General features: G+C 50.4%; 21 protein-coding genes. 4 read left to right on the top strand and 17 right to left on the bottom strand.

The window, feature by feature from the left end:
- The first annotated feature begins 324 nt into the window (after positions 1-324).
- A complete protein-coding gene (locus tag ACFVVF_RS18525) occupies positions 325-3,447 on the top strand; it encodes a hybrid sensor histidine kinase/response regulator (RefSeq protein WP_387812736.1) in 3,123 nt (1,040 codons plus the stop codon).
- An 81-nt stretch (positions 3,448-3,528) separates the two neighbouring features.
- Here ACFVVF_RS18525 and ACFVVF_RS18520 read toward each other — a convergent pair whose 3' ends face one another.
- Together ACFVVF_RS18520 and ACFVVF_RS18515 are read right to left on the bottom strand one after the other, a co-directional pair.
- A complete protein-coding gene (locus ACFVVF_RS18520; protein WP_387812733.1) occupies positions 3,529-5,778 on the bottom strand; it encodes a methyltransferase domain-containing protein in 2,250 nt (749 codons plus the stop codon).
- Positions 5,779-5,869: 91 nt separating this feature from the next.
- On the bottom strand, positions 5,870-6,292 hold the full coding sequence (locus tag ACFVVF_RS18515) for a hypothetical protein (RefSeq protein WP_387812730.1): 423 nt from the start codon (positions 6,290-6,292) through the stop codon (positions 5,870-5,872).
- A gap of 92 nt (positions 6,293-6,384) precedes the next feature.
- Between ACFVVF_RS18515 and ACFVVF_RS18510 the strand changes: the two genes are divergently transcribed.
- Positions 6,385-6,528 carry a hypothetical protein gene (locus ACFVVF_RS18510; protein WP_387812727.1) on the top strand — a complete coding sequence of 48 codons (144 nt, stop codon included), beginning with the start codon at positions 6,385-6,387 and terminating at the stop codon, positions 6,526-6,528.
- A 60-nt stretch (positions 6,529-6,588) separates the two neighbouring features.
- Here ACFVVF_RS18510 and ACFVVF_RS18505 read toward each other — a convergent pair whose 3' ends face one another.
- The 3 genes from ACFVVF_RS18505 to ACFVVF_RS18495 form a co-directional block, all read right to left on the bottom strand.
- Positions 6,589-8,928 carry an S-layer homology domain-containing protein gene (locus ACFVVF_RS18505; protein ID WP_387812724.1) on the bottom strand — a complete coding sequence of 780 codons (2,340 nt, stop codon included), beginning with the start codon at positions 8,926-8,928 and terminating at the stop codon, positions 6,589-6,591.
- A gap of 205 nt (positions 8,929-9,133) precedes the next feature.
- Positions 9,134-9,445, bottom strand: a complete 312-nt coding sequence (trxA, locus tag ACFVVF_RS18500; protein ID WP_042170322.1) for a thioredoxin — start codon at positions 9,443-9,445, stop codon at positions 9,134-9,136.
- Positions 9,446-9,517: 72 nt separating this feature from the next.
- Complete coding sequence (locus tag ACFVVF_RS18495) at positions 9,518-9,937, bottom strand: RrF2 family transcriptional regulator (RefSeq protein ID WP_387812721.1); 420 nt, start codon at positions 9,935-9,937, stop codon at positions 9,518-9,520.
- Positions 9,938-10,325: 388 nt separating this feature from the next.
- On the opposite strand from ACFVVF_RS18495, the gene ACFVVF_RS18490 reads away from it, so the two are divergent.
- Positions 10,326-10,541 carry a hypothetical protein gene (locus tag ACFVVF_RS18490; protein WP_387812718.1) on the top strand — a complete coding sequence of 72 codons (216 nt, stop codon included), beginning with the start codon at positions 10,326-10,328 and terminating at the stop codon, positions 10,539-10,541.
- Between the two features lie 208 nt (positions 10,542-10,749).
- Here ACFVVF_RS18490 and ACFVVF_RS18485 read toward each other — a convergent pair whose 3' ends face one another.
- From ACFVVF_RS18485 to ACFVVF_RS18430, 12 genes are all read right to left on the bottom strand, one after another.
- Complete coding sequence (locus tag ACFVVF_RS18485) at positions 10,750-11,073, bottom strand: DMT family transporter (RefSeq protein WP_387812715.1); 324 nt, start codon at positions 11,071-11,073, stop codon at positions 10,750-10,752.
- Between the two features lies 1 nt (position 11,074).
- Entirely contained in the window at positions 11,075-11,482 is a 408-nt protein-coding gene (locus ACFVVF_RS18480) for a DMT family transporter (protein WP_387812713.1), read from the bottom strand.
- A 13-nt stretch (positions 11,483-11,495) separates the two neighbouring features.
- Positions 11,496-12,101 (bottom strand): TetR/AcrR family transcriptional regulator, encoded by a 606-nt coding sequence (locus ACFVVF_RS18475; protein ID WP_387812711.1) that lies wholly within the window; start codon positions 12,099-12,101, stop codon positions 11,496-11,498.
- 261 nt (positions 12,102-12,362) lie between these two features.
- Positions 12,363-14,042 (bottom strand): ribonuclease J, encoded by a 1,680-nt coding sequence (locus tag ACFVVF_RS18470; protein ID WP_387812708.1) that lies wholly within the window; start codon positions 14,040-14,042, stop codon positions 12,363-12,365.
- Positions 14,043-14,152: 110 nt separating this feature from the next.
- On the bottom strand, positions 14,153-14,578 hold the full coding sequence (locus ACFVVF_RS18465; protein WP_387812705.1) for a hypothetical protein: 426 nt from the start codon (positions 14,576-14,578) through the stop codon (positions 14,153-14,155).
- Positions 14,578-15,639 (bottom strand): histidinol-phosphate transaminase, encoded by a 1,062-nt coding sequence (hisC, locus tag ACFVVF_RS18460; RefSeq protein WP_387812702.1) that lies wholly within the window; start codon positions 15,637-15,639, stop codon positions 14,578-14,580. The genes ACFVVF_RS18465 and hisC overlap by 1 nt, the downstream gene beginning before the upstream one ends.
- A gap of 93 nt (positions 15,640-15,732) precedes the next feature.
- Complete coding sequence (locus tag ACFVVF_RS18455) at positions 15,733-16,389, bottom strand: Yip1 family protein (RefSeq protein WP_387812701.1); 657 nt, start codon at positions 16,387-16,389, stop codon at positions 15,733-15,735.
- Position 16,390: 1 nt separating this feature from the next.
- Positions 16,391-16,729 (bottom strand): hypothetical protein, encoded by a 339-nt coding sequence (locus ACFVVF_RS18450; protein WP_387812698.1) that lies wholly within the window; start codon positions 16,727-16,729, stop codon positions 16,391-16,393.
- A gap of 249 nt (positions 16,730-16,978) precedes the next feature.
- On the bottom strand, positions 16,979-17,494 hold the full coding sequence (locus tag ACFVVF_RS18445) for a GNAT family N-acetyltransferase (RefSeq protein WP_387813164.1): 516 nt from the start codon (positions 17,492-17,494) through the stop codon (positions 16,979-16,981).
- Positions 17,495-17,633: 139 nt separating this feature from the next.
- Positions 17,634-18,521, bottom strand: coding sequence for a MetQ/NlpA family ABC transporter substrate-binding protein (locus ACFVVF_RS18440; protein ID WP_387812695.1), 888 nt, complete (start codon positions 18,519-18,521; stop codon positions 17,634-17,636).
- A 68-nt stretch (positions 18,522-18,589) separates the two neighbouring features.
- A complete protein-coding gene (locus tag ACFVVF_RS18435; protein WP_387812693.1) occupies positions 18,590-19,255 on the bottom strand; it encodes a methionine ABC transporter permease in 666 nt (221 codons plus the stop codon).
- The gene (locus tag ACFVVF_RS18430) at positions 19,252-20,037 is read right to left on the bottom strand and encodes a methionine ABC transporter ATP-binding protein (RefSeq protein WP_387812690.1); all 786 of its coding nucleotides are present in this window, start codon (positions 20,035-20,037) and stop codon (positions 19,252-19,254) included. Before ACFVVF_RS18430 ends, ACFVVF_RS18435 begins: the two co-directional genes overlap by 4 nt.
- A gap of 386 nt (positions 20,038-20,423) precedes the next feature.
- Here ACFVVF_RS18430 and ACFVVF_RS18425 point away from each other — a divergent pair, with 386 nt between their 5' ends.
- Entirely contained in the window at positions 20,424-21,791 is a 1,368-nt protein-coding gene (locus ACFVVF_RS18425) for an LLM class flavin-dependent oxidoreductase (protein WP_387812687.1), read from the top strand.
- Positions 21,792-22,067: the final 276 nt, after the last annotated feature.

Raw genomic sequence — 22,067 nt, 5'->3', positions numbered from 1 at the left:
TAGTTTAAGAATTCAGATACTCATATGTCAGTTTCTATCTAACTTTATGTCCGCTTTTACTCTCTTCAAGCGTCCACACCGACCACCCTCTTAAGAGATAGCAATCTTCAAGCTGTTAATAGTACAAAAAATACCAGTACAAGACTACTCCTGTACTGGTATTTTCTATTTTCCCTTGTTCACAGGATTCTCAATTAATAATATGCCATGTTATTTATCCTAAAGCTATAAAAGCCTTATAAGACGGAGTCAATCTCTCCCAAAATAATTCTTTATTCTATAAGTAAAGGAAACGATCTAAACTTGTCGAAATTACTTCTTATTATGACTAGGATAACAAACAAAACCATTCTAACGTACATTCTTTCTTTTCTCCTTTTCCTTACCATTCTGCTCGGCCTGCGCCTATTGTGGTCCGATTTCTTCAAGGTACCCGATCACCCCTCTGCGAGTCAGGGCGTTATCGACCTGCGAGGCTGGGACTTTAATCATTCCCCTACCCTTACCTTAAATGGACAATGGGAGTTTTACCCTGGAGCGTTTCACTCCTCCCAGAACAGGCCGGCAGCCGGAGAGCAGCCTTCCTATGTTCAAGTTCCCGGAGATTGGGGAAGCGCGCTAGCGGGGGAATCTCAATCCTCATTCGGCTACGGTACGTACCATCTTCGCATCTTGGTCGATCCCGTCAAAGAAATTGACTATGCATTCTGGCTGCAGGAAATTCAGGCCTCCTCCCGAGTAGAAATAAACGGCCAGCTGGAGAAGTCCTTTGGTGTTCTTGCCGGAAGCGCCGAAGCCTACACACCAAAAAACATTTCTTATACAGCCTCCTATGCGGCAAAAAATCAAGGTGAACTGGAGCTTTTCATTCAAGCGGCTAATTTCGACCACCCGTACGAAGGCGGCATTACCCGTTCTGTTCGATTCGGATCACAAGCGTCGCTCGACAACGAGCGTCTGTATTCGATCGCCTTTCAATTCATCACGTTTACCGTCCTGCTGCTGCATGGGCTTTACGCTTGTATCCTATTTTCGTTCAACCCGAGGGAGCGGACATTTCTCGTCTTCTTACTGCTTCTGATAACGGCCAGCATTACGATCGTAGCCGATCATGAGAGCCTGCTGCTGTTATGGGCTCCCATTTCTTATGCCTGGGGACTGAAGATCAAGATGCTCTCGTATCTTTGGCTATCCTTCTTCATTCTGATGCTTGCAAGAAGCTTTTCCGGCTATTTTTCTGGCCGCAAAATCTTTTACGGGTATGTCGCGGCGCTTGTCCTTTACTCATCTTTTATAGCGGCAGCCAATCCGCCGCTGATTTACTTCACGTTCAAGCACCATATTTTCGTATTGTTCTATTTAGTGCCGTTAACCTGGTTCGTTTCCATCATCGTAAAAATGGTCATCAAGCAGCAGAAAGACGCGATTTACTTATTGTTCACAGCTATGGGTCTTCTATCAAGCGTCATTTGGGGCGCATTCAACAACCGGCAGGAGCTTACCGACATCTACTATCCGTTAGATGTTATCGCTGCAATAATCGGCTTTTCCGCTTATTGGTTCAAAGGCTACTTCCGCAATGCCAATGAGAATAAAAAGCTGAATGCACAGCTTCTGGAAGCCGATAAGCTGAAGGATCAGTTTCTGGCCAATACTTCCCATGAGCTGAGGACACCGCTGCACGGCATTATCAGCATCGCAGAAAGTGTGGCAGAAAGAGAGAAGCACGCAATGACGGGAAGAAGCTCGCAGGACATGGAGCTGCTCGTTACGATCGGCCGGAGGATGTCTTATTTGCTGAATGACCTGCTCGATACGGTCAGACTGCGGGAGAAACGCATCGTTCTGCATCCGGAGCCGCTGCCATTCCCGTCAGTCGTTTCCGGCGTGTTCAGCATGCTTGGCTATATGATTGAGGGGAGACCGGTTCAGCTTCGCCTGCTTGCCCCCGACACGCTGCCGCCTGTATGGGCCGATGAAAAGAGACTGGTGCAGGTCATGTTCAACCTGCTGCACAATGCGCTCAAGCACACGGAGGCAGGGGCCGTAACTGTCTCCGCCAATAGCCGCAACGGCCAGCTGTTCATCGAAATAGCCGATACGGGAAGCGGAATGGACAAGGAACTGCTGTCGCGACTGTTCCTGCCTTACGAGCATGGAAGCGACGGCGGCGGGGGTATCGGCCTTGGCCTCAGCATCAGCAAACAGCTTGTAGAGCTTCACGGCGGGGAATTAACGGTACGCTCCGAGCCTGGCAAAGGCTCGACATTCCGGTTCGCGCTGCCGCTCGCAGAATCATCTGCCGCTACCGTCCATGACTGTGACATTCAGCCCAACATGCTAAAAGAATCGTCAGCGGAAATTGCCGTCGCCCGGGGATTTGCCGACGTCTCCGGCAGCGCATGGCCTTCCAGCCAGCCAATGCTTTCACTGCCGGCTGGAGAAAGCACCGCTGCCATACTCGCTGTCGATGACGATTTGATTAATCTGAAAGTATTGGCCGGCATTCTTTCGACGGAGCCCTATGAGATTCATTTTGCCACCTCTGCTGAGGAAGCCTTGAATTTGCTTGGTACGAAACCATGGGATTTGCTAATCACAGACGTCATGATGCCCCATATTTCCGGTTATGAACTGACGAAAAAAGTGCGGGAACGCTATTCACCATCCGAGCTTCCGGTATTGCTGTTAACCGCCCGCAGCGAGCCGGCCGACATTTATACGGGTTTCCAGGCCGGGGCTAATGACTACGTGACAAAGCCGCTGGACGCCACCGAATTAAAGTACCGGATCTGGTCGCTTACGATGCTGAAACAATCGGTTAACGAAAGAGTACGGATGGAAGCCGCTTATCTGCAGGCACAGATTCATCCTCATTTCTTGTTCAATACGCTTAATTCGATTATGGCGCTTAGCCATATCGATCCGGACCGGATGTTTACGCTAGGCGAAGCGTTTACCTCCTATCTGCGAATCAGCTTCCACTTTCTTAATTCCGGCAAGCTGGTCTCTCTCTCGCATGAGCTTGAGCTTGTAAGAGCTTATCTGCATATTGAGAAAGAGCGTTTTGAGGAGAAGCTCACTGTCGTATGGGAACTCGATCAGACGGATAAAATGGTTCTCCCCCCGCTGACGCTTCAGCCGCTTGTCGAAAACGCCGTAAGACACGGCATTATGAGCCGCTCCAGGGGAGGCACTATCCATATTCGAATTCGCAAGAACGATGGTTTTACGCGTTTTGAAGTGTCCGATGACGGCAGAGGAATGAAGAAGGACAAGCTCGACTCCCTTCTCCTTCCACGGAGTAAGAACGAAGATGGAGGCATCGGATTATTCAATACCAATCGCCGTCTGACACAGTTGTACGGGCAAGGCTTGTCCATTGACAGCACACCTGATCAGGGAACGACGGTATCCTTCCAAATTCCGGGCTCGCAGCAAAATTAAATCTAATCATGCAAAAAGAACGCCTGGGCCTCCAAGCGTTCTTTTTGCATTCCGTTGAGTTCTGGCAATCGGATAGTCAAGCTATGCCCGCTTTTTCCGGCATACCGCGATGACATACATCGGCTCCGTGCTTTTGAATTGCGCCAGCGGAATAGGCTGATGGCCTTGCGGTTCCATAATCCGGCTGGCCTCGCGCCCCTGTTCAAGCCCGCTCATCTGGCGAAGCCAGTTCATCGATGCAAAGCGTGAATCGTCGACTGGATTTTGCCCGAACATCGCTTCAATATCATAATGAACCAGCAGTTCACCCGCCAGCTCCGCTGTCCGGTATTCGAAGCGATGGAATGTGTTGAACGGCTGCTCTTCATAATAGAGCGGCGGGTTCGTCACCGTCCGGTTAGGCGTAGAGACGATGAACAGCCCTCCTGCTTTCAGTACTCGCGCAGATTCCGCAATCCATGCTGCTCCCTGATCCACATGCTCAATGGTCTCGAAGGAGATGACCGCATCGAATTCCTCATCTGCAAAAGGCAATGCCAAAACATCAGCAACCGCAAAACGAACCCCTGCTCTGCTATAATCCCTTTCCGCCAAACGTACGGAATCGGAGTCTACGTCAACCCCCAGTACCTCAACCGCTCCAGCCTGGCTTAACATTGCCGAACCGTATCCCGCTCCGCAGGCGGCGTCCAGCACACGCAGACCGTTAACGTAGCGGCAGGCCAGCTCATACCGGGACAAATGCTCCTCGTACACGTCGGTATAATGCGTCTTCACCTCTTGATTGACGACGAGCCGCTCTCCGCTGAAGCGGACATCGTTTTGTTCGATAAGCGGCATAGCACTCGTATCCGGCTGCTCCGGCACAGCCGCTGGAACGGTCTTGCGAATATCCGTGTTGATTTGCCCATACACGGAAAATCGGCTTGAAGTCAAGCGACCAGTTACGTCGTATTTCGTATCTATCATTCGCTCCAGCGCTGTAAATTCAGCCTCGCTGATTCTTTTGTCACGGTTCTCGCTGCCGTCTTCCTGCAAATGAATCGAGAGATTGATCAAGCCTGCCGCCTCATAGAGCTCCTGCACCTGTTCAATGGCATACGTCCCTTCGCCCTGGAACCCCGCTTCCCCGTTCAGAGGATTTAAGTAGCGCAGCAGGCTCCGGTAATAGTGACGATTGTCGAAATCCCCAGCAAGCCACCCGGCCGGCTTGAGCAGCGTGCTTAGCAGCTGCAGCTTCTCAACCGAAACGCCCCATTGTGCTTCGCCGATTACGATACCATCCAAGGTTCCGGGAGCGATTGCCCATTGCGACGGATCATCCCCTTCCAGCAGCTGAATGCCCGAGGCAGCTGCGATACGGGAAGCCTCCGCATTCCGCTCAAGGCCGAGCAGCTCCGCACCCGGATAGAGGCTTTTCAATCGAAGCAGTGTAGCACCGCATCCGCAGCCGAGCTCCAGCAGCTTGAAAGTCTCTCCTGTAGAAGTGACTTCGCCTCCCCTTGCTGGAAGCTTAGCCTCTCTTTCCACCAGTCCCGCAATGTCTATACGGATCAACAGCCCCTGTTCCGCCGAAAAGCCCCATTTATCCCGGAAAATCCGGCTGTTCTTTTCAAATGTTCTTACGTACAGCTGCTCCTCCTCCCGGAAGCTGGCGCTGCCGTAATGATGGATGAACGTATCCTTGCACAGCATCAGCTTATAGCCGGCAAGCTTCAGCCGGATCGAATAATCGTCATCCTCGAAGTTGCCCACACCATACCTCTCGTCCAGTTCACCTGCCGCTTCATAGGCCTCTCGCTTAAGCAGCATACAGTAGCCGACCAGCTTGATCCGCTCTTCCCAGCTCCCTTGTGTACCTGCTGCCTTGGCAGAGCTGCTTAACGCTTCAGCGAACTGATCCAGCTCCTCCAAGGTCGTATAAGAAGCAGGAATAGCACTCCAATAAGAAGCCGAGTTTGTCACCGGCCCCACCGCTCCAATGGCAGCATCGCTCGTCAGACAGCGCTGCAAGCCGGTTAACCAGCCTGGAGTAACTAGCGTATCATTGTTTAACAACAGCAAAAAAGAGCCTGCAGCATGCTGAAGCCCCTGATTGCAGGCTTTAGGAAAGCCTGCATTGTCCTTATTTGCAATCACTTTCACATCCGTCTGCTCTGCAGCCCAAACTGCTGTTCCGTCATCCGAACCATTGTCGACCAGAATCAGCTCATAGCTGCCGGCGGCCGTATTTCTTCTAATACTGTCGATGCATTGCTTCGTGAGCGTCAACTGATTGCGGGTAACGATAATAATGCTCGTCATGTTATTCTTGTCATACACTGCATCCATGTCACAAGCCCCCTATCCAACTAGCTTATGACATCAGCATATGTAAGCTTAAGCTTATCCGTATAGACGTTATCCTCAGTGCTCCCTGCGATTACCTGTACCTTTTTTCAGCAAAGGAAAATCCGAACAAATAGCCACCCAGCACGATAACCATCAGATGAACCCGGTCATCCAGCACCGTACGGAGCGCTGCGTTAACATAACCGTTTGCTCCGGTGTACAGCTCTACGCTGTTAATTGCCAGCACATAGCAGCCGACCACCAGCAGCAACGACAATAGCAGCGTCCAAAGCGTTTCCCTTATTCGCAGCCAGAATTGAGCCCCCGATATCAGATGAAAGCTGATGCCAAAAGCAAACAGCATGCCGTATTGTACGAATAAATATTTATTAGTGACGGCCTCGTCTCCGTTGCGTATTAACAGTTCATTGCTAAGATGAACAACAACAAAGCTGAAAATCGCAAACAACACAAAAACCAAATAACGATAAAACGATCGATTCGAACGCACCATCTACACTCCTCGTTAGTTAAACTGACTAATGCGGCGAATGCCTCACCTTGCTATGGAAATAATACTGGAGCAAAGGAGGTGGCATGCAACCGATGGAAAATAAGAGCCATAAGGGCAATTATAAAGGGACAACGGCTATGAAAGCAAAAAATCAGGATATGGCTTTCGTCAACGACAATGTAGAGGATACCAAATCCGTCTCCAATTTTACAGCGGATAAGAAAAAATCCGACTAATGGCACAATAAAACGCCGCCCCGCGTCCACCTTGCTCGCGGGGCGGCGTTTTCTATTTTGCTAATTGCGCAGCGGCGCTTCTTGCAGATCAGCCCGTGATTGCAGGAACCGGAAAAATGCTGCTGACGCCTCCGCACGGCTCACTTGCTTCTCAGGCAGGAAGCTGCCGTTAGACAACGTCATAATACCGAGACCCACAACGATTGCCGCCTGGCCCTTCTTCTCGACCTTGGCAGCATCCTTGAACTCAATGCGGAATAATTGATCATAGTTGGCAAGGGTATTGTAGCCCAAAGCCCGCACAATCAGCTCCGCCATCTCTTCTCGGTCCACTTTACCTTCGGGATTAAATGTTCCGTCTCCGATGTCGATCAGATTTTGCTGCAAGGCCGACTCGACATAGACGTAATAGCTGGAGCTTGTCGCCACGTCATTGAAGGAAGCCCGTGCTGCAGTGTCCCCGGCAGCAAACATCGGCTTGTGCCCGCTATTCATGGCCAGTACCAGCATTTTAATCAGCTCGCCGCGTGTCACAATGGCATTCGGACGGACTTTGCCGTCTTTTACGTCAAGTGCCTTATAAGCAACCATCAGCTCCAACTGGCGCTGTGCCCAATGACCGTTAATATCCGTCGCCTGAGGCTTCTCCAGCTGTGTCACATCGCCGGTCTCACGATTGCGCCAGCTGCCAGTCTCGGCATCCAGAAATACCGATTCGTCAATTAGTCTCGGCACCATCTGATAGACGAGCTGCGCTTCGGTCTTATATTCCACTTCGTTCGCCTGCACGTCGCCCGACGCAAGCATCAATTGATACTTCTCAATCGGAATCGGCTGTCCGCGCCAAATATACTGCTGCGCCAAGTAGTATGTAAGCTGGGTGCGATAGTACGTGAGCCACTTCTCCGTGGCCTGCTTATCGCCAATAACATTCGGCGCTTTGTTCGGGTATGCATAATCCGACAACGAGGACTCAAAATTACGTACTTCTCCTGTTTTGCCGTCTACCGATACGCTTACCCGGTCATAGGAAACCGTTGCGCCATTGACTTTGTGCACAAAGCCGAAATAATAGGCATCAAACGTTCCGGCTTTATCCGAGCTGTATTGGTCTTTATTCGGCTCAATGAGATACAGCTCATTAGCTATCCATGGCAATTGCTTTTTGACCGTCTCGATCGCCGTTGCTTTGGCCTGCTCCAATGTAACGGTCGCTTTGGAGCCGTCCCCATATAGATAGCAGTTGAAACTAACGACAACACCGGTATCACTGTTGACCGTTGCGTACGCAGAACCAATTTCCTCGTTATTGCTTGCAATCGTCCAGCTAATGTTCCAATTCGCGTTGTTCACGCCGGTTCTTTCATTTGTATACTCGTTATAGCTTGTGCTCGTGACCTTTGCTCCGGCAGGCAGCTTGAAAGCAGCCGTTACCTTCGCAATGGCTTCCTTCTCCGTTAGGCCTGCACCTTTTTTCGGCGCCTCTCCAAGCGGCTTTTCCGCCACAGGCAACGGGGATACAAGCTCTCCCCTGCCTCCATAAATATTTGGCAGCAGCTTGCCGTCAGTTGCTTGAATCGTCATCGTATCCAGCTCATAACTAAGTGCCGGCTTCGTATTTTTTTGAGCCCCATATGGCAAAATATAAGTTAATACCGGCTTAGCCAGCTCGGTCAGCTTAGCATTCGCCTCCTGTAAGGACAGCATTTTATCCACTTTCGGGAACTCGATTGTACTATCCCATACGAGTGAATACCGTACGACATGCCCCTCACTGTCGACCTCAACCTCGATATAGTTGTCGACATAGCTGATGCCGTTGACGATCCGGTCATAGCGGATTGAATGCCGTACTTCTCCTGTCAGAGGAGGGAGCAGCTGCACGCCGTAATCCGGGTTATACTGCACCTGATCCTTATAAGCTGGAGCTATCGTATTCATATAGGCTTTGGCAATTTCGAGCGCTTGAGCCCGTTCGACCTTCAGCGGATAGGAAGGCTTCGAGTTAGCATCATCTACATAAGAATTGAACTCCAGAAGTTGGCCGCTGTCCGCACTAATACGCGCGTAGATGCTGCCTTTATGCTTGCCGTTAACTTTCTTCACGAAATCCAGCGACCAAACGCCGCGCTTGCCGCCTGCCAGCAGATCCGTCGAGTAGGAAGCACTTTGAAGTGTATACTCCTTCGGAATGCTGACCAGTTCACGGGCGAGCGAAGCCGCCTTTTCTTTGGATACGGCTACATTGACCGGCTCTCCGGCATTCTCCTTATCCACATTGACCGCCTCCCCCGATACGGCTGCCGGACCCGCCGGCGTGTCCGCAAATGCTGCCGCAGGCAGGCTGCTGACCATCATAACAGCGACCGCCATCGCTACCCAACGCTTTTTGTTCTTCATATTGAAAAACCACCCTCCATAAATGGAATACGCTTGCGCCTTCATATTCAATAACCTCAAGTCCAGCCGTATGTAAGCAATCTTGGTGTAAGTTTACAATAGATCAATCTTTAGACGCATGGATTCAGATGGAAGTTGCGACCAGCTGCGAAAAAAAGCCGCGCGATCGCAGGTTGCGATTCGCGCGGCTTTTGTCGCGTCCGGCTTACAGTTGGCTCGAAATTTTCGCTTTCAGAGCGTCTTTGCTTTGCAGGCCGACCATTTTGTCAACGGGTTGACCGTCTTTGAACAGGATCAGCGTAGGAATGCTCATTACGCCGAATTGGGAAGCCAGTTCAGGCTGCTCGTCAACGTTGATTTTACCGATCGTTGCTTGGCCGTCCAGCTCAGTTGCCAATTCTTCAACGATTGGAAGCTGCATTTTACAAGGTCCGCACCATGGCGCCCAGAAATCTACCAAGGATACTCCGCTTTCTACGCTGGATTGAAAGTTGTCTTTCGTCAATGCTACTGCCATTGTTAATCATCCTTTCGAAATAAAGTAGTTAATATAAAGGGAAATACCCGTTACACCGTACTTGTGAATCAGCTATCCGCATGCGTGGATTTGGCTCAGCACATCCTGAATCGTAATTCCGGTGAAATGTGATTCAAGCTGCTTCTCGGCTTTGCAAAAAATACCGAACATCACTTCGTTCATATTCGAGCCAACGACGCAATCCATGCCCGGATCTCCCGTGCACCAGCTCGGTATTAACGAGCCTTGCGCCATTACCTTGTATATGTCGCCTAAAGTGACGACGTTCGGATCGATGGTCAGCTTGTATCCGCCTCCCGCGCCTTCGCGCGTATCGACATATCCGGCTTTGCGCAATCCGCTCATTACTTTACGTACGCGGGCGGAATGCGTTCCGACGTTATGGGCGATCATCTCGCTGCTGGCCATCCGCTCAGGCAGATAAGCTAGGTACACGAGACTGTGTACGGCAATCGTAAATTCGCTGTTCAATGTGAACGGCCTCCCTGCTTCATACTGTAATATTATCAATTACAGTTACTCTTGTCAATAGCCAGGCCGCCCGAATGCTCACTTAGGTTGCGATTTGTATGTGCCGTTTATACGCTAAGCGCCGGAGGGCTCTATTTCCTTTATTGTAACTGGATATTCCGCACCGCGTGCGCCGGGAGGCGTGCGGTGCGGATTAGGCTGCGGATACAGCTGCTGTTGCGGTATTATTTGCCCAAGCTTACGCCGATCATTTTACCATTATTCACAAGATCACACCATGACTATTAGATTTTTTTTCGGTCAAACTGCCAGCAGCTGTCATGTTTGCACCAGCCTGCGGAATACATATGTACGGAATGGCTACTCTGTGCAAGGCGGGGAGGTGCGCATGATGGCACTGCTATGGTGGAAAAAGTGGGTCGCCATCAGAACCGAAGGCGGTTCTCGGGCTGATCTGATTGACAGACTTCAAGCACACTTCAAAGAGAATGGAGTGAAATCGAAAATAACGCTGGAAGACCATGGTCTAAAACGAATTCATGTCCTGCAGCAGGATGAAAGCCGGGCAAGGGAATTGCTCGCAACGTTCGATAAGGAGCGCTAGTTTCTTCTTCTCTTTCCCGATCTCCGCCAGGTGAAAGACCGCAGCAGCGGTCTGAAGCCCGAAGCTTGACCCATTCCGCATTCCCTCTATGGGCGGCGCCAGCGCTTATGTGGCTCCGTCCGCTTTTTGCTTCTGAAAAAAGACCAGACACGGAATGAACTTTATCCGTCGTCTGGTCTTCATTTGTGAATTTGCCGTACGGCTTAGCTTAGTGGCTGCCGCCCGTCATTTTCAGCCCGATAACACCTATAATAATTAAGCCTACGAAGAAGAGCTTCTTCCAGCTTCGCGAATCGCCGAACAGTGCCATACCGAGAAGCACGCTTCCGACCGCTCCGATTCCCGTCCAAATGCCATAGCCGGTGCTGAGAGGAATGCCTTCCAGCGCTTTCGACAGCAGGTAGAAGCTGAAAAATCCGAAAATAACGGCCCCGACCGTTCCCTTCCATTTGCGGAAGCCATCCGACAGCTTCATTGAAGTAACGCCTCCGACTTCTGCAAGGCCGGATAAAAAAAGAAATAACCATGCCATGTTATGCCCTCTCCTTTCCGGAAGCTTTCGCCGCAGCTGATAAGCTGGCTCCATCCGCTGCTAAATCTGTTTTGGCCGGCTTGTCTTCCGCCTTCTCTCCCGATACGAGCTTTAATCCGACGATGCCGATAATCAGAATGCCCAAGAACATCAGCTTTAGCGGATCGGCAGAATCGCCGAGCATAATGCCAAGAATAACAGTGCCTACCGTCCCGATTCCGGTGAAGATTGCATAAGCGGTCCCGATTTCAATATATCGCATAACACGAGCCAGCAGCATAAAGCTTATAACGATAAGGACAATTGTAATTACACTAGGAACCAGTACCGTAAATCCTTTGGACTCCTTCAAGCCAAACGTCCAGCCGACCTCAAGCAAACCGGCCAGCACCAAATAAATCCAAGCCATAATCATTCTCCTCCTATGCCGTCAACGTCCACATTCGCATCAACGACTCCCCTATTATTTGTTTCCGTTCAAGAAACAATGACTCCTCATAAATCTGATACTCCACCAGCAAGCCGTCTATCGCGTTATAAAATTGAGCGGTCATACGCCCAACCTCTTGCTCCGGGAACAGCCCCTCTTGAATACCTTGTATGAATAAGCGCTCCAGAAGCACATTCAGTTCGGATTCATAAGCAATAAAGCTAATGCGGAGCTGATCGCGCAAATGCCGAGGCGGAACCAGCATCGATCGCTTTAGAAAAGATTGGCCGGCTGTAAGCTGATTGAAATCAGTGAAAAAATCAAATGCTTGTTCTATCCGTTCCTTAGCGGACATCGCCTCGGATTTCTTCAAGCAGTGTAAAAAAGCTTCCCGTTCCTCCTCCTTGCCCTCTTCCGTTAGTTGAAGGAACAGCTGCTCCTTTGATTTGAAGTGCGCATAAATCGATGGCGTCTTGATACCGACCGCCTTGGCAATCTCAGACATGGATGTCCCTTCATAGCCGGAATCGGCAAACATCGTTAAAGCCGCTTGTATAATTTTCTCAGACGTGCTTTTCCCACTCGAAGGCGGCAGCATAAAGATCAGCCCTTTCCCGTGTTCATTGGCTTTATCAGCCTATACGTTAATGTTCCCTTTCCTAACGAACGTTAGTCTCACGCTATTTTATGACCTCCCGGCCTAAAAGTCAACCCCTGCCCAAGCCCTTTCAACGAACTTTCGCAGCACGCAAAAAAAGCCTCGCGTATACAGACGGCTGGGCCGCCCGCTGCGCGAGGCTTCACTTCGTATTTGTATCGGCTCACTAATCAAAGTAAAAGTGGACTGGTTAGGCGCCGATTACACTTCCATGATGATAGGAAGAATCATCGGCTTTCTTTTCGTTTGCTCGTATAGGAATCGTCCGAGCGAGTCTTTGACATTTGATTTCAGCGTCGTCCATTGATTGACGTTGTCGCTGATCGATTTCGTTATCGTTCTCGATACAATTCGGCCCGCTTCTTCAAGCAGCCCCTCCGACTCACGTACGTAGACGAAGCCGCGGGAAATGATATCCGGTCCCGATTTGATCGTTTTATCTTGTTTGCTGATTGTTACCACGACGACAAGAATGCCGTCTTGGGAAAGATGCTTGCGGTCGCGAAGCACGATATTACCGACATCGCCGATGCCCAGACCGTCGATATACGTATTGCCTGCCGGTACTTTACCCGATTTGCGGGCATCGCCGCCCACAATTTCTACGATTTCGCCGTTGTCGACAATGAAGATATTGTCGTTTTCGACGCCAACCGCAACAGCAAGCTTCTTATGATGCAATTGCATCCGGTACTCGCCGTGAATCGGAATAAAATATTTCGGAGCCATCAGTTGAAGCATCAGCTTCAGCTCTTCTTGGCTGCCGTGGCCGGATACGTGCATGCCGGTCGTGGAGCCGGAACCGTAAATGACATTCGCTCCCAGACGGAACAATTCATCTACTGTACGGCCAATGCTCCGCTCGTTGCCCGGAATCGGGGTAGCGGAGATAATAACGGTATCGCCTTCGAGAATTTCCACTTGACGGTGATTCGAGCGAGCCATGCGCGTAAGCGCCGACATCGGTTCGCCTTGGCTGCCGGTACATAGAATAACGACCTGGTTGTCCGCATAGCGGTTAACCTCGTTCGGCTCAATGAGCATACCGTCTGGAATGTCCAGATAGCCCAGCTCCGATGCGATCGTAATCATATTTACCATACTGCGGCCAATAACAGCCAGCTTGCGTCCCGTTACGTGGCCGGCGTCAATAACCTGTTGAAGCCGGTGCACGTTCGAAGCGAACGTCGATACGATAACACGGCGCTCCGCTTTGCGGAATGCGTCGATGAAATTCGCGCCGACAATGCGCTCTGAAGGGGTAAAGCCGGGACGCTCCGCATTCGTGCTCTCGGAGAGCAATGCAAGAACGCCTTTTCTTCCGATTTCCGCCATCCGATGAATATCCGCATGATAGTCGCCAACCGGTGTTTGATCGAATTTGAAGTCGCCCGTATGAACAACAACGCCTTCCGGAGTATCGAGCACGACGCCCAAGGAGTCCGGAATACTGTGATTCGTCTTAAAGAACGATGCTGTCATTGAACCCAGCTTAAGCACGGAATCGGAATGAATCAACGTTCTTTCCGTCGTGCCGAGCAGGCCGGCTTCCTTCAGCTTTCCTTCGATCAAGCCCATGGTCAGCCGGCTTGCATATACCGGCAGACTAAGCTGCTTCAGAATATAAGGCAATCCGCCGATGTGATCTTCATGGCCGTGCGTGATGAGCAGCGCTCTAACTTTGTCTTTGTTCTCGATGAGGTAAGAGATATCCGGCACGATGATGTCGATGCCCAGAAGCTCTTCATCCGGGAACTTGGAACCGCAATCAATTACAATAATATCGTTCGCATATTGCACTGCGTACATATTTTTACCAATTTCGCCTACGCCGCCCAAGGCAAAAATGGATAGCTTGTTTTCTTTTTTGTTATTCAACAATAAACCTCCTAATTATTAGACTGACGACGTTCATATACTCAAACCAAAAAAAATCCGAACCAGTCACTTGTCCTCATTATAACACGAAGAAATAACAAAAAGGAAATAGGCTATTGCGCCTTTATTTCCCTGTTGAGCTTTCGCCAAGCAGCCAAGATGCCGTTGACCGTCATCCCTAAAGCCGCACCAAGCCCGACCGCTCCCAAATTCAAAATATGGATGAATAGGAGAAGCATGCCTCCGCCCATTGCGCCCTCTGGCAGCCGTGGAAATAGTAAGCCTGTAATCACCGCAAACGGTACCCATAGCACCGGTATGAACAATGGAAAATACCAGTATCTGTTGCGAAACCAGATGACGACAGGCACGGCGTACAACACTGCCAGCACCCCAGCAATCCAATAGCTGTTGTTGAAGACGGCATCATTGTGGTAGGCCATGTTAAAAAAAGTATTCCCGATTAAAGCATAAATAACGCTTGCAAGCACGGCAATTAATGTTGCTTTCCGGAAGCTGCGTTTTTTTCCGGCATCCATTACGGCGCCACAATTCCTCTCACAGCTTGCAGGAAAGCTTCCATCTCCTCATCCGTTCCGATCGTTACACGCAAATAGCGGTCGATTCTCGGCTGCTTGAAGTAGCGGACGAGAATGCCCTGCTCGCGAAGCTGCAGGAAGATCGCTTCGGCATCCACAGTCGGATGCGAAATAAAGACGAAATTCGCTTTTGAATCCGTGACTTCAAAGCCGATGGATTCCAGCTCCGCAGCCACTGCGTCGCGTGTTGCATTTACTTTAGCAGCTGTCTCTTGGAAGTAAGCCTCATCCTGAATAGCCGCAATAGCGCCAGCTAGCGCAAGACGATCAATCGTGTACGAATTGAACGAGTTTTTGACCCGGTTCAATCCATCGATCAGCTCTTCGCTGCCAAGTGCCCAGCCGACACGAAGGCCAGCCAGCGAGCGCGACTTGGACAACGTCTGAACGACGAGTACATTCGGGTACTCATTTACCAGCTTAGCTACAGATTCGCCGCCGAAATCAATGTAGGCTTCGTCAATAATGACGACTTGATCGGCGTTTTGCTCAAGAAGAGCACGAAACTCATCCACAGGAATGAGCATCGCTGTAGGAGCGTTCGGATTCGGTATAACGATCCCGCCGTTCTCCCGGTTGAACAAGTCAAGCGGCATGCGGAGCTGCTCGTCCAGCGGAATCAAATCCGCCTTCAGGCCATAAAATTCCGCATACACTTTGTAGAAGCTGTATGTAATATCCGCAAACAATACCGGTTTGGCCGGATTGAAGAAAGCGGCAAAAGCAAACGAAAGCACCTCGTCCGAACCGTTGCCCAGAAAGACCTGACTCGGCTTCAGCCCGAAATAGTCCGCAACGACGCTCGAAAGCTCTCCGCAGGTCGGATCGGGATAGAGCCGCAAATCCTCATTAGCTGCCGCTTTAATCGCCTCGAGGACGTTTGGAGACGGCGGGTACGGATTTTCATTCGTGTTCAGCTTTATATATTTTTTGTCCTTTGGCTGTTCGCCTGGCACGTAAGGAACCAGAGAAGCGGCTAGCGGACTCCAAAATTTACTCAATGGGTCGTTCTCCCTTCTGTATTTGCACGTCAAAAATAGCTAATTTCAGCATAATTCATTTTGCCGTACAAAACCATCCTGAAAATTTGCTTATCAGGGAGAGAAGATCGGATTACTGATGATGATACCTATTATTAAAGTAATAATACCAATTACGATAATGATACCAAGCGCAATCCCGCCCATAACAACGATGCTGCCCAATGCCCGCCAGGCGGAGAATTGATGGGCTTCGCCGACCGCCTTCAGCATAAGCACTAATGACCATATGGATAATGCCAGTATAGCAAACGAAATCGAAGAAAATAAAACCGGACTGGCATCAATTTCAGGAGTAAAATAAGTAAAGTTTTCTTCCCCATAGACAAGAAGAAGCGGAATCCACAAAATGCCCGTGGCTATCGTCGGCATAAAACTGCCTAAGGTCAATGCCGTTCGAAGCTCCGAATAGCTGCCTGTACCCCCATACCATCGGCCAACCCATACGAACAGCGCGCTGCCGAGATACAAACTAATAAGACCGCCAACCATACCGCCAATAAGGATGAGTGCTATTAGCGCTCCGAAAGACATCATATCTCCCGCTGATTTGCCAGAAGCTCTGTCCAGCACATTTAAAATGCCCGCTCCCAGTGCAATCGGAATCATCCATTTAACAGGCTGCCCGGTATCGAGCTGCGCCCGAACCGTCTCCCTTGGCCGAATCCAAACTGCTAACCATGGCGAAAGCTTTGTTTGCCCTTGCTCCACTCTAGAATCTCCGTCCTTTTTCCGCTAAATAAATATCAAGGGCGGCAATTCCCCTGCGAGCCAATTTAATAAACAAAACCGACATATAAATGCCAAGTGCAAGTATTGGAATATAGATTAGTCCCATTAAAATGATCGGCCATAGAACCACAAAACCACCTGTACCACTATCCACCAAATTCCCTCCTTTTCCATTCTGTTTAGTTAGGAACATTTTACCATCGCTGAGCGGTTCTTGTCTGCAACAAAAAGACGCATCACGGCTGATGCGTCTCTGACTCTCTTGCGAAGTTTGTGTTATAGAATGCGATGAGTAACGAATCAAAATGTAAATCTGCATGTTGTCAGCCGCTTTATTGACGATTTATCCCCTCAAAATGCAAATGTGCATTTTGTTTGGCCCAATATGCCTTGTAAGAGCGAATTTGAGCTGTTTCAAATGTACTTTTGCATTTTGAAGGCTGTTTTGGGCCGTTGGAGCCCTATCAGCATGCACTTTTGCATTTTGTTTCTGATGTCGCATCTCTCGATGCACGATCGAATACGACAGATCGAATACGACAGATCGAATACGACAGGTTAAACCGGGCTATTCGATCCGCTTTCCTACAATAATAAGATCCCGCTCAATACCGTCAAGCTCCGCCACCTTCGGCAGATGCGCCCAGCGCTCAAAGCCGAATTTCCCCAGCAGCCCCAAACTCGGTTCGTTATGGCCGAAAATAAAGCCAAGAAGCGTACGGATCTGCAGCCTTGGACATGCTTCCAGCGCTTCCCGTATAAGCAGTGAGCCGATTCCGCGGCTGCGCTGCTCCTGCGCGATATAAATGCTTATCTCCGCTGTCGCCTGATAAGCCGGCCGGCCATAAAAGGATTGAAAGCTAAGCCAAGCGATAATAGCTCCGTTATCTACCAGCACCCATAGCGGTCTTGCCTCTGGAGAATGCTCCTCCCACCACTTCTGGCGGCTTTCCACCGTTACCGGCTCCAGATCGGCCGTTACCTGACGGGATTCGATCGTCGAATTATAAATGTCTACGATGCGGGGCAGGTCCTCCAGTACCGCATCTCTTAGCGTTAAAGTCTCATCCAGCAGCTTGATCATCACGGCTCGTCCTTCCTATCGGCTTGCTGTACCGTTTTGAAAAGCATTTTATCATGAAACAGCGCCTCGCCGCCATGATTGACGGGAGACGCTGTCTCGCTTATTGAAGCTAATAAATAGTTTCCTGCAAAATTAATAATTAAAATGCCGGAACAACCGCCACGCCATACTTGTCTTCAATAAATTTCTTCACTTCCGGCGACAGCAGCGCTGCGCTCAGCTTTTTCACTTCATCACGGTTTTCGTCACCTTTGCGTACGACAATGATATTCGCATAAGGCGAGTTCGCATCCTCACGGAAGATCGCGCTCTTCGGATCAAGACCCGCTTCCAGGACGAGGTTTGTGTTGATAACTGCGCCAGCCAAATCCGGCAGCGCTCTTGGCAGCGTAGCGGAATCAGCTTCCACGAATTTCAGCTTAAGCGGATTTTCCACGATATCTTTAGGTGTTGCTTCGTATGTCGTCAAGCCGTCCTTCAGCTTGATCAGGCCTTGCTGCTGAAGCAGCACCAAAGCACGGTATTCATTGGACGGGTTGTTCGGAATGCCGATTTTCGCGCCTTCCTTCAGCTCATCCTTGGACTTCAGCTTGTCGGAATAGAAGCCAATCGGCTCAACATGCACTTTTGCCGTTACAGCAAAGTCATAGCCCTTCTCATCCTTAACGGAATCCAGGTAAGGGACGTGCTGGAAATAGTTCGCGTCAATCTGACCTTCTTTGAGCGCCGGATTGAGCTGGCCTTCATCGTCAAGGATAACAACCTCCAGATTAACGCCTTGCTCTTTCAGAATCGGCTTTACGAACTCCAATATTTCCGCATGCGGCACTGGCGCAGCGCCGACTTTAATTGTAACTTCCGCCGGAGGCGCTTCTGTTGCAGCTTCGGTCGGTGCAGCCGTCGCTTCCGGCGATGGCGCATTCGTCGCCTTGCTGCTGCCGTTACCGCCGTTTGATCCGCAGGCCCCCAGGATCACGCTAATGACGAGCAGTAGTGCAGTCAATGTAAATACATGCTTTTTAACCATATTTCTCTCCTACTTTCCCTTTGTTTTTTCGCTAAACGGTATATGTGGTATAGCCGTAAAACCATCTCTTAAAGCTGTCTTCTTCGCCTCAATATGGATCGGGCTGCTCCGTCGCCGGAAAACTGAATCAGCTGCACAAGTGCAATGATGACAATGACTGTGGCGATCAGAATATCTACGCGAAAGCGCTGATAGCCGAATCGGATGGCCAGACTGCCGAGTCCGCCCGCTCCTATTGCACCAGCTACAGCAGTAAATTCCGTAATCGCGATAACCGCAATCGTAATGCCCCGCACAAGGGCGGGAAGCGCCTCGGGAATCAATACGCGGAAAATAATTGTCCAAGGCGTAGCGCCCATTGCTTTCGCCGCCTCAATTTTACCGGCGCTTACTTCCTTCAGCGAGTTCTCAATGATCCGCCCTAGAAAAGGTGCAGCCCCTATCGACAACGATACAATTGCGGCCGTCGGCCCCAGCGAAGTGCCAACTACGAAACGTGCAACAGGCAGAAGCAGGACGATCAGAATAATGAAGGGAAGCGAACGAACGCCATTAATGAGTGTCCCGATAATTTTGTTAAGCGTTGGCGCAGCCAGAATGCCGTTTCGTTCGGTTACGACGAGTGTAACTCCAAGCGTTATGCCAATGAGCAGCGCAAATACCGAGGACCATGCCACCATATAGAGCGTTTCTTGAAGGCCTTCCCACAACAGATCAAGCAAGTCATCTCTCATATGCCGGCACCAAACCCTTCAATAATGGATCGCTTGTCGCGGTAATAATCGATGATGCTGACAAAACGTCTGGCTGTATGGCTCTCCGGCTGGAGAAACAGCTTGTCGACCGTGCCGGTCTCAGCGATAGAGCCGTACTCGATGACCGCCATGCGATCGCATACATGCTGCAAAACGTCGAGCTCATGCGTAATCAGTACAATCGTCAAGTCCAGCTTGGCGTTAATATCTTGAAGCAGCTCCAGTATGGAATACGTCGTCTGCGGATCGAGCGATGAAGTCGCCTCGTCACTGAGCAGCACATCTGGATCGTTAACAAGCGCCCGCGCGATGCCGACCCTCTGCTTCTGTCCCCCGCTCAGCATGGACGGATAGACGTTTTCTTTGTCCTCGAGACCAACGAGCGCGAGCAGTGACCGTACCTTTTCCCGGATATACGGCTTTGGGTGGCCCGCTACCGAAAGCGGAAATGCAATGTTCTGAAATACCGTCTGTGAATCAAGCAAATTGAAATGTTGAAAAATCATCCCGATCTTCCGTCTCGCGAGCCGAAGCTCCTTCTCGTTAAGGTCGGTAATGACCGTATCCCCGATAACGATGCGCCCTGTGTCGGGCTCCTCCAGCCGATTCAAGCACCGAATCAGGGTCGATTTCCCCGCACCGCTAAAGCCGATGATTCCGAAAATATCCCCTTTCCGGACACTTAAATTAATATTGCTGAGCGCCGTAATCTTCTCATTGCCGCTCTTATAGGTCTTGCTTAGATTGGATACCTCAATCATGTTGCCTCTCCCCCGATTTTGGTCTTTAAAACGAAAAAAACTAAGCGCATGACCGTCCCTATTGCCCGGTAATGCGCTTAGTTTCCAGTGTACTGGTCAACTCGTCGCTTTTATAACCAACTAAGCCGATTGATTTTCTATAATTTAAAACACAAACCAGGAAGTGTCAATACTTGTTTACAGAATTTTTAGAGGCGGCTCGTAAAGTTCGCTTTCTTAGCGCTTTTTATTTATGTAATTACTGTAAATGAAATCGCATGATTGTCACATCTTTTTTGAGCATTGACGCTATCTTCTCAAGATGGTAAATTATAACCAATTATTCTTATGCATTAACTTGGTTAAGTGCAAATTCGAAATTTCACCCGTCGATAGGAGGCTTCTCAATGACTCAATCTCAACAGCAATTCGGGCAACGGCCGCGGCAAATCAAACTTTCAGCATACTTGGTAGGAACCGGCATGCACGTGGCAGGCTGGCGTCACCCTCATGCGCAACCGGATGCAAGCATCGATATCGACTATTATCGCAAGCTGGCTCAGACAGCAGAATGCGGTAAATTCGATATCGCTTTTATAGCGGACAGCCTAGCGATCAATGAGCAATCACACCCTAACATTCTTAACCGTTACGAACCGATTACACTCATTACTGCGCTTGCTTGCGCAACGACACATATCGGTGTCGTCGCCACCGCCTCCACTTCCTATATTGAACCGTTCAATATGGCGCGGCTGCTGCTTTCCGCTGACCATATCAGCAAAGGCCGCGTGGGCTGGAATATTGTGACGACGCGCGATCTGTCGGGCAACACCGCGCTTAATTTTGGCGGGCAGGAGCATTATGAGCACAGCTACCGCTATAAGCGGGCCGAAGAATTTGTCGAGGTTGTTCAGGGGCTTTGGGACTCATGGGAGGACGACGCGTTCCAGCGGGATAAAGCGAGCGGTGTCTTTTTCAATCCGGACAAATTGCATCGCATCAATCATCAGGGTGAATTTTTCTCCGTGCAAGGGCCGCTGAATATCGCCCGTTCCCAGCAGGGGCATCCCGTGCTTGTACAGGCCGGAAATTCGGAGTCCGGACAAAGCTTTGCCGCCAAATCGGCGGAGGTCATTTTCTCGATTAAATACAATATTGAGGATGCTAAGACGTTCTATCGCTCCTTCAAGGAAAAAGTCGCGGCGGCCGGACGATCACCGGAGGATGTCTATATTTTGCAGGGGATATCGCCCATCATTGCGGAGTCCGATGAAGCCGCCAAAGCGAAGCTTCGGCAGCTGGAGGCGCTTATTACGGATGAACAAGGTATCGGGTTCCTCTCCGATTACTTCCGCACCGTCGATTTTAGCGGCTTCACGCTGGAATCGCGCGCTATAGACGCCGGTCTCGACCGGGTCGACGAGAGCAAATCCGACTACAAGAAACATCAGCCTGTCATCGCGAGAGAAAACCCGACGCTGCGGGAGGTCTACTCCTTGTTGACCGGCTCCTTCAGCGGTGACCATCTGGTCGGCACGCCTGAGAAAATCGCCGATACGCTGGAGCACTGGTTCCAGCAACGCGCAGCCGACGGCTTTATGCTTATGGCACCGCTGCTGCCGGACGGATTGGACGACTTCGTCAATCTCGTCGTCCCTATCCTGCAGGAACGCGGGCTGTTCCGCACGGAGTACGAGGGCAGCACGCTGCGTGATCACTTCGGCCTGCCCAAGCCGGCCAACCGCTTCAGCGCCGCTGAAGTGAAAGCGTAGGCGGAGCAATGGCTTGCTAGTGGTTGGGAGCGTTATGTGATGGCCCCTCGCGCGCTGGGGAACTGCGTGCGGTAGCAATTGCCATGTGATGCCCCTACACGCGCTGGGGAGCTGCGTGCGGTAGCGATTGCCATGTGTTGCTCACCGCGGCGCTGGAGTGTTGCGCATGGGGGGCATCCTGCATTAGCAACCGAGACACTCGCCTAATACTGAGTAACATGCCCATTAGCGAAGCTGGTTCGCAAATTTGCGAATCCATTTTCGCTAATGGCTGAC

Origin of the sequence: Paenibacillus sp. NPDC058174 (assembly GCF_042883865.1) — a bacterium.
Lineage (GTDB): Bacteria > Bacillota > Bacilli > Paenibacillales > Paenibacillaceae > Pristimantibacillus.
Note: the sequence above shows the minus strand (reverse complement) of the source record. Positions and strands in the feature narration are given on the sequence as shown.